This is a genomic window from Stenotrophomonas sp. STEN054, assembly GCF_056854535.1.
Genome location: NZ_JBXFWG010000013.1, coordinates 90,252 through 96,708, shown reverse-complemented (window position 1 = coordinate 96,708; position 6,457 = coordinate 90,252). Strand labels below are relative to the sequence as shown.

The 6,457-nt window shown below is 68.2% G+C and carries 4 protein-coding genes; 3 read left to right on the top strand and 1 reads right to left on the bottom strand.

All coding sequences use genetic code 11. The features are described from left to right. The first annotated feature begins 152 nt into the window (after positions 1-152). Together AC1VXD_RS07490 and AC1VXD_RS07485 are read left to right on the top strand one after the other, a co-directional pair. Positions 153-1,499: a sigma-54-dependent transcriptional regulator gene (locus AC1VXD_RS07490; protein ID WP_482991526.1), complete on the top strand. Its 1,347-nt coding sequence runs from the start codon at positions 153-155 to the stop codon at positions 1,497-1,499. Further along, positions 1,496-2,857 carry a sensor histidine kinase gene (locus AC1VXD_RS07485; RefSeq protein WP_482991525.1) on the top strand — a complete coding sequence of 454 codons (1,362 nt, stop codon included), beginning with the start codon at positions 1,496-1,498 and terminating at the stop codon, positions 2,855-2,857. Before AC1VXD_RS07490 ends, AC1VXD_RS07485 begins: the two co-directional genes overlap by 4 nt. A 113-nt stretch (positions 2,858-2,970) precedes the next feature. Here the strand turns inward: AC1VXD_RS07485 and glmU are convergent, their stop codons facing one another. Further along, the gene (gene glmU, locus AC1VXD_RS07480) at positions 2,971-4,338 is read right to left on the bottom strand and encodes a bifunctional UDP-N-acetylglucosamine diphosphorylase/glucosamine-1-phosphate N-acetyltransferase GlmU (RefSeq protein ID WP_482991524.1); all 1,368 of its coding nucleotides are present in this window, start codon (positions 4,336-4,338) and stop codon (positions 2,971-2,973) included. Positions 4,339-4,413: 75 nt separating this feature from the next. Here glmU and AC1VXD_RS07475 point away from each other — a divergent pair, with 75 nt between their 5' ends. Then, the gene (locus tag AC1VXD_RS07475; protein ID WP_482991523.1) at positions 4,414-6,420 is read left to right on the top strand and encodes a hypothetical protein; all 2,007 of its coding nucleotides are present in this window, start codon (positions 4,414-4,416) and stop codon (positions 6,418-6,420) included. Positions 6,421-6,457 lie beyond the last annotated feature (37 nt).

Below are 6,457 nucleotides of genomic sequence, written 5' to 3'. Positions count from 1 at the left end.
CGCCTCCGGGGTGTTGTGGGTTTGTGGTAGTGTGTGCGTCTCCTTCGGGGTCGGCCCCGGGGGCGCGGGTCTTCTTAACCCCGGCCCGGCGGGGGCGGCCCCCGCCGCTACCCTTTGACCGGGCATCGCCCGGCGCTACCTGTATTCGGACCATGCCCGCGATCCTGATCATCGATGACAACGCCAGCGTGGGTACCGCGCTGGACGTGCTGTTTTCCCTGCATGACATCGACACCCTGCAGGCGCAGAGCCCGGCCGACGGCCTGGCGATGCTGGAAGCACACGCCGTCGACCTGGTCATCCAGGACATGAACTTCACCGAGGACACCACCTCGGGCGAAGAAGGCGAGGCCCTGTTCGCGCAGATCCGCGCGCGCCATCCGGACCTGCCGGTCATCCTGCTGACCGCCTGGACGCACCTGAGCAGCGCGGTGGACCTGGTCAAGGCCGGCGCCGCCGATTACCTGGCCAAGCCGTGGGATGACCGCAAGCTGCTGACCACGGTCAACAACCTGCTTGAACTGTCCGAAGCGCGTCGCGAGCTGGACCAGCGCCGCGCCCGCGAGGAACGCCAGCGAAACGCGCTGGAAGAGAAATACGCGCTGTGCGGCGCGGTGTTCGCCGATCCCGCCAGCGAACGTGTCATCGCCCTGGCCTGTCAGGTCGCGCGTTCGGAACTGCCGGTGCTGATCACCGGCCCCAATGGCGCCGGCAAGGAGAAGATCGCGCAGATCATCCAGGCCAATTCGCTGGTGGCGAAGGGCCCGTTTGTGGCGGTCAACTGCGGTGCCCTGCCCTCCGAACTGATCGAGGCCGAACTGTTCGGCGCCGAAGCCGGTGCCTACACTGGTGCCAACAAGGCGCGCGAGGGCAAGTTCGAAGCCGCCGACGGCGGCACGCTGTTCCTGGACGAGATCGGCAACCTGTCGTTGGGCGGGCAGATGAAGCTGCTGCGCGTACTGGAAACCGGCCGCTTCGAGCGCCTGGGCTCCAACCGCGAGCGCCAGGTCAAGGTCCGCGTGGTCAGCGCGACCAACGCCGACCTGCCGGCGATGATCCGCGACGGCAGCTTCCGCGAAGACCTCTATTACCGACTCAACACGGTGGAACTGGTGCTGCCGCCGCTGGCGGAGCGACCGGGCGACATCGTGCCGCTGGCCGAACGCTTCCTCAGCGCCGGCAAGCCGCTGTCCACCGCTGCTGCCACCGCACTGCAGCGGCACCCGTGGCCAGGCAACGTGCGCGAGCTGCGCAACGTGATCCAGCGTGCCGAGCTGCTGGCCAGCGGCAACCGCATCGAGGTGGCTGACCTCAACCTGCCACGTGCAGCGGCCGCGCCGCGCCCGACCCCGAGCGCCGGCAACGATCCCGACCGTGCACGCATCGAGGACGTGCTGGCCCGCAACCACGGCGTCATCGCCCAGGCCGCGGCCGAGCTCGGCCTGAGCCGCCAGGCGCTGTACCGGCGCATGGACCGCCACGGCATTCCGCGCGAATGAAACGGCGCTCCTTCACCTTCCTCCTGTTCCTGCGCCTGCTGCCGGTGCTGGCGCTGGCCGCCGCACTGCCGTGGCTGCTGGCCTACTGGATGAACCACGGCTGGTGGGTGACGGGGATCTCCTCGGTCGTGCTGCTGTCGCTGATGTGGTGGTCGCTGCGCCGCGCCACCGCACCGGTGCGCTCGCTGATGCGCGCACTGGCCGGCACCACCAGCAGCTATCGCGATGGTGAGTTCAACTTCGGCGTGTACTGGCCGGGCAACGACGAGCTAGGCGACCTGGTAGACGCGCACCGCGAACTGGGCGACGTGCTGCGCGAGCAGCGCCAGGGCCTGGTGCAGCGCGAACTGCTGCTGGACACCATGGTGCAGAACACGCCGGTGGCGATGCTGCTGATCGCGGCCGGTGGCGATGGCATTTCCCGCGTGGTGTTTTCCAACCTGGCCGCACGCAAGCTGCTGCACGGTGGCTGGAAGCTGGAAGGCCAGCGCATGGAAGAGGTGCTCGAGCAGCTGCCGGTGGAACTGCGCGATGCCATCGCACGCGGCGGCGACAGCCTGTTCGCGGTGCGCGCGGAGGTCGAGGAGGGCGTCGAGCCCGATGAGGACGACGAGCAGGTCTACCATCTGTCGCGGCGCGCGTTCCATCTGAACGGCCGCCCGCACGACCTGCTGCTGGTGCGCCAGCTGACCGCCGAACTGCGCCGGCAGGAAGTGCAGACCTGGAAGAAAGTGATCCGGGTGATCAGCCACGAACTGAACAACTCGCTGGCACCGATCGCCTCGCTGGCCCACTCAGGCGGCGAACTGGTCAGGCGCGAACGCTTCGATCGCCTGCCCGAGATCTTCAGCACCATCGAAGACCGCGCACGCCATCTGGAAGGCTTCATCCGCGGCTATGCACGCTTCGCCAAACTGCCGCAGCCGCAGCTGCAGACCGTGCACTGGGCGCCGTTCCTGTCCAGCCTGCGCCAGCAGATTCCGTTCGGCATGGACCGCGAGCCGGACGAGACGCTGAGCAGCCGCATCGACATCGCCCAGTTCGGCCAGGCGCTGTTGAACCTGCTGAAGAACGCACACGAAGCCTGCGCCGAAGCGGAGCCGCCCAACGACGACGTGCAGGTGCAGCTGACACGGTTGCCGCAGTGGCTGCGCCTGGACGTGCTGGACCGCGGCAAGGGCATGAACGAGCAGGTGCTGCAGAACGCGCTGATGCCGTTCTATTCAACCAAGCGCAACGGCACCGGCCTGGGCCTGGCACTGACCCGCGAGATCGTCGAGGCGCACAGCGGCCGGGTATCCCTGCAGAACCGCGGTGATGGCGGGTTGTGCGTGTCGATCCTGCTGCCGGTGAATTGACCGGTCGGCCGCATCCACGCATGGCGTGGATCTACTGCCGCCGGACATGGCCCGGCGCTACCTTGACTGACATTCCCGGTAGATCCACGCCATGCGTGGATCGCGGCGGTGCCTCAGCCCTTCTTCACCGGCCGCTTCCAGCCGTCGATGGTTTCCTGCCGCGCACGGGCCAGGGTCAGCGTGCCGTCCGGCGCATCGCGGGTGATGACCGATCCCGCCGCGATGGTCGCGCCTTCGCCAATCGTCACCGGCGCCACCAGCGCGCTGTTGGAACCGATGAAGGCCTTGTCGCCGATGGTCGTGGTCGACTTGTTCACCCCGTCGTAGTTGCAGGTGATGGTGCCAGCGCCGATGTTGACCTTGCTGCCGATCACCGCATCACCCAGGTAAGTCAGATGATTGGCCTTGCTGCCCACGCCCAGGGTGACCTTCTTGGTTTCCACGAAGTTGCCCACGTGCACGCCGTCGGCCAGCACGGTGCCCGGGCGCAGGCGCGCGAACGGGCCGATCTGCGCGGCACCCTCGGTCACCACGCCTTCCAGGTCACAGTGCGCGCGCACTTCGGTACCCGGCCCCAGGCGCACATCCTTCAAGCGGGTGAACGGCCCCACGGTCACGCCGTCGGCCAGCTCCACTCTGCCTTCCAGGATCACATCGACATCGATCAGCACATCGCTGCCGACCGTGACCTCGCCGCGGATATCCAGCCGCGCCGGGTCCAGCACGCGCGCGCCCTGCGCGCACAGGGCACGCACTGCGCGGCGCTGCCATGCACGCTCCAGCTGCGACAGCTGCCAGGGATCATTCGCGCCTTCGGCTTCCTGCGCGTCGGACACCAGGGCCATCTCCGCCGGGGTGTACTCGTGCGCGGCAAAGGCAAACACATCGGTCAGGTAGTACTCGCCCTGCGCATTGCTGTTGGACAGCTGCGACAGCCAGCGCCGCAGCGCGGTCGATTCGGCGGTGATGATGCCGGTATTGATGATCCGGATGCGGCGCTGCTCGTCATCGGCATCCTTCTGTTCGACGATGGCGCCGACCTTGCCTTCGGCATCGCGCAGGATACGGCCGTAGCCGGTCGGGTCGTCGACCTCGGCCACCAGCACCGCAAGGCGACCCGGCTGCGCCAGCAGGTGGCGCAGGGTCTGCGCGCGGATCAGCGGCACGTCGCCGTACAGCACCAACACCTGCGCCGCATCCGGCACCTCCGGCATCGCCTGCGCCACCGCATGGCCGGTGCCGAGCTGCTGCGCCTGTTCGGCCCACAACAGGTCGGTCTGGTCGGCAAAGCGCTGCCGCACGGCTTCACCGCCATGCCCGTACACCACATGGATGGCGGCCGGCTGCAGTTCGCGTGCCGCGGCAATCACATGGGCCAGCATCGGCTGGCCGGCGATGGGCTGCAGCACTTTCGGCAGCACGGATTTCATGCGCTTGCCAGCGCCGGCGGCGAGGATGATGACGTGCAGGGCTTGGGTCATGGGATGTACCGGGCGGCAGCGAACTGTGGACTGGCTGCTAGCATAGCCGACGTGTTCCCTTGCGCTACGTGAACCATGCCCGTCATCCACAGTCGACTCCCGAACCTGCTTCCATGGCTGGGCGCTGCCCTGCTCGTCATCGGGTTGTGCACGACGCCCCTGGCCCGCAGCATCCCCTGGGGCCGCTTCGGCGAACTTGTGGCAATCGGCCTGTTGGCGTGCGGCGCCGGGATGCTGCTGAAGCGCTGGCGCCACTGGTCGATGGCCAGCGTGCTGGGCGTGCTCTGGCTGCTGCTGCTGCCGGTGTTCGCTGGCGTGTCGCCGTTCCTGGCAACGCTGTTGATGCTGCTGGCCGCAGTCGCCCTAGGTGCGACGTTGTTCGCGCAACGCGCGTTCGCGCTGCAGGCCTGCGCAGGCCTGCTGATGATGGCCGCGGTGCTGGGCTGGACGCTGCTGCTGCCGATCCACTACCGCTGGGTCTACCTGCTGGCCTGCCTGGTACTGGTGGCCTGGCGCCGCGCGCCGCTGTCATCCGCGCTGCGGGCTGCGGCCACGCAGTGGCGGCAGGCGGTGGCTGCTGCACCACGCAGCGCTGCCTTCGCCGTGCTCGTGCTTGGACTGGCCAGCACGGCCTGCTGGCTGCCGACCCTGCAGTATGACGACCTGACCTATCACCTGCGGCTGCCGTGGCAGTTGCTGGAACTGGGGGTATACCAGCCTGCGCCGGAGCATCAGATCTGGGCGCTGGCTCCATGGGCAACCGATGTGATCCATGCGCTCCCACAGCTTGTGTCCGGCGCTGAAGCGCGCGGCCCGGTCAATGCATTCTGGCTGCTGGCACTGGGCACGGCTGCCTGGCAGCTGGCTGCACAACTGGGGGCGGGTGAGCTGTCGCGCTGGCTCGCCGTTGCCATGGTGGCCAGCCTGCCACTGACCGCGGGCCTGGCCGGCGGCATGCAGACCGAACTGCCTACGGCGGCAGTGCTGCTGTGGATGTGTGCACTGGCCGCAGCCCCGCGCGATTCCCGCCTGTCCAGTTGGCTGCTGCTGGCGGTGCTGGCGGGTGGGCTGCTGGCGATCAAGACCATGGGCGCCCTGCTGGCACTGCCGGTGCTGCTCTGGGCGCTGGTACGTCATCCGTGGCCATCGCTGCCACGCATCGCACTGGTGGCGCTGGTCGGCCTGCTGGTGGGCGCCTCCAGCTATGCCTACGCCACCTGGATCGCCGGCAATCCGGTGCTGCCGCTGTTCAACGGCATTTTCCATTCGCCGTACTACGCGCCCGTCAACTTCCTCGATGCCACCTACAGCGTCGGCTTCGGCGCGAACCTGCCATGGATGCTCACGTTCCATTCCTCGCGCTACTTCGAATCGCAGGATGGCGCGGCGGGCGTGGTGCTGGTCGGCCTGGCGGGCCTGTGGCTGCTGGCCCTGCTGCGACCGTCCACGCGCGCGGCAGCACTGGTGGCAATGGCCGTGCTGGTCCTGCCGCTGCTGCCTGTGCAGTACCTGCGCTATGCCTACCCGGGCATGGTGCTGCTGTCGGTAGTAGCCGTCGCGGCGCTGGGCGCGGTCACCCCGCGCCGGCCGCTGCTGGTTCTGCTGGTCACGATCTGCGCACTGAATGTCAGCCTGCAGTCGACGGGCTATTGGATGATGCGCAGCGGTGCGTTGAAGGACACGTTGAAGGCAGCTGGCCTTGACGAGCCCCTGTTCCAGCGCTTCACTCCCGAACGTTCGCTGGCAGCTGCCATGCGGGTGTCGGCCGATGGGAGAGGCAATGTCCTGGTGCTGGACACCGCCGCGCCCTACTTCGCCGAGTTCGGCAACCGCGGCCGCAGTGTTGCCTGGTACGCGCCCACGCTCCAAGCGGCGGCAGCGATCGCCGAGCAGGATGCCAGCGGGCAGCAGTGGCTGGCATTGATGCGGGACATGCAGGCCGGCCACATCATCCTCAACACCAGCAGCCTGACGGCACCACAACGCGCGGCACTGCAGCTGGCCGGCGCGGAACTGCAGGGCGAGGCCGGCAAACATCAATGGTGGTCCCTGCCGCCGCCCGTGCAGACGCCTGCGGGATGAGCCCGGCGCGCATGCACGGCGGCTGCTCGGGTTGCGT

Bases quoted from the DNA above. Each gene is read 5' to 3' on its own strand.
- AC1VXD_RS07490 (WP_482991526.1), top strand. From the start codon at position 153: ATGCCCGCGATCCTGATCATCGATGACAACGCCAGCGTGGGTACCGCG.
- AC1VXD_RS07485 (WP_482991525.1), top strand. From the start codon at position 1,496: ATGAAACGGCGCTCCTTCACCTTCCTCCTGTTCCTGCGCCTGCTGCCG.
- glmU (WP_482991524.1), bottom strand. From the start codon at position 4,338: ATGACCCAAGCCCTGCACGTCATCATCCTCGCCGCCGGCGCTGGCAAG.
- AC1VXD_RS07475 (WP_482991523.1), top strand. From the start codon at position 4,414: ATGCCCGTCATCCACAGTCGACTCCCGAACCTGCTTCCATGGCTGGGC.